We start from the raw sequence: 1,708 nt of genomic DNA on the forward strand, positions 1-1,708 counted from the left end.
TATGGCAGAATAGCAGCAGAATGAACAAACCCTTGCGATCTGTCCTGCCACTGGCGGCCTTCCTGGCGCTGGTTGGGGTGGCGCTGACCGTCATGGCCCAGAGCGCGGGCCAGACCCGCCTGCCGGTGATCTTGCGCGCCCCCGCCTCCACCGGCCAATCGGTGGTGAAGATCAACTTCCAGCCGGCCGGGGCCGAGGTCCCGCCCGGCTATCTATCCGACAGCGGCATGCCCTACGGCGACCGGGGCAACGGCTTTACCTATGGTTGGAATGCCGATAGCAGCGCCGCGACGCGCGAGCGTAACTCGCCGCTGGCCCTGGATCAGCGCTACGACACCCTCATCCATCTGCAAAAACCGGAGAACCCCGACGCCGTCTGGGAATTGGCGCTGCCGCCGGGCGTCTACGACATATACGCCGTCGCCGGCGACCCGGAGGCATTTGACGGCGTGATGCACAGCCTGGCTGAGGACGACCTGTTGCTCCAGGGCGCTCCAGCCAACGACCGCCGCTTCATCCAGGGCACGGCCAACGTCTCGGTGACCGACGGCCGGCTGACCATCCGCAGCGGGGCGAGCGCCGTCAACAACAAGCTGCTCTTCCTGGAGGTCTACAAGCTAGCCGACCTGCCCACGCCCTCGCCGACGCCCACCCGCCCGGCGGGCATGGTGGAGTTCCGCGGCCTGTGGGTGACGCGCTTCGACTGGACGCAACTGAACCGGCCGGCCAGCCCGGCCAAGATCGACGAGATCGTACGCAACGCCGCCGACGCCGGCTTCAACGCCATCTTTTTCCAGGTGCGCGGCACGGCCGACGCCTATTACACCCCCGGTCTGGAACCGTGGGCGCAGCGGGTCAGCGGCGGTGTGTTGGGCCAGCCGCCCTCACCCGCCTGGGACCCGTTGGCTTACTTCGCGCAGCGCGCCCACGAGCGCGGGCTACAGCTGCATGCCTACGTCAACGTCTACCCCGTTGGCGACCGGACAACCTCCGGCGACTGCCCGCCGCCGCCGCTGGCAAACCCGACGCCGCTCTACTACCGGCTGCAGAGCGCCCACGGGACGACTGACGGCCAGCTCAATGGCGCGCAATGGACGACGGCCGGCCAGGTCTCGTGCGGCGAATACCTCTCCGCCAGCCCGGCCTCAGCCGTCTTTCGGACCCACTTCAAGGCGGTCGTGGCCGATCTGGTCAATCGGTATGACATCGACGGCATCCACCTCGACCGCGTGCGCTACGCCGCGCGAACGACGTCGTGCGACCCGGTCAGCGAGGCCGCGTTCGGCGGGGCGTGCTTCAGCGGCGCGAGTGGAGTCTATGAAGCGTGGCAGCGGCAGCAGGTCAACACGCTGGTGCGCGAGGTGTACGAGGAGATCATCCGCCCGGCCGGGCGCGACGTGTGGCTATCGGCCGCCGTCTGGCACACCTATCTGGATCGGTGGGGCTGGGGTTACAGCCAGGGCTACCGCGACTACTATCAGGACTCGCAGGGCTGGGTGAAGGGCGGCTACATTGACGCCATCTCGCCGATGATCTACTCCAGCAATCCAGAGACGTTCCGGCTGGAACGCTGGCGCACGCTGGTGAGCGACTTCCAGGCCAATCGTGGCGACCGCCACATCATTCCCGGCATTGGCGCGGCCCAGACGCCCTTCAGCGAGATCGCCGACCGGATTGCAGCGGCCCGTGAGTTAGGCGCGGCCGGCCA

At 67.8% G+C, this 1,708-nt stretch carries 1 protein-coding gene; it reads left to right on the plus strand.

The window, feature by feature from the left end; genetic code table 11:
- Nucleotides 1-20: 20 nt before the first annotated feature.
- Nucleotides 21-1,708 (plus strand): glycoside hydrolase family 10 protein (locus ACE3UY_RS18495; protein WP_374688958.1); only part of this gene is annotated, 1,688 nt, incomplete at its 3' end.

The sequence above is a fragment of the Promineifilum sp. (SeqCode) genome (genome assembly GCF_041918635.1).
In the GTDB taxonomy this organism is placed as follows: domain Bacteria; phylum Chloroflexota; class Anaerolineae; order Promineifilales; family Promineifilaceae; genus Promineifilum.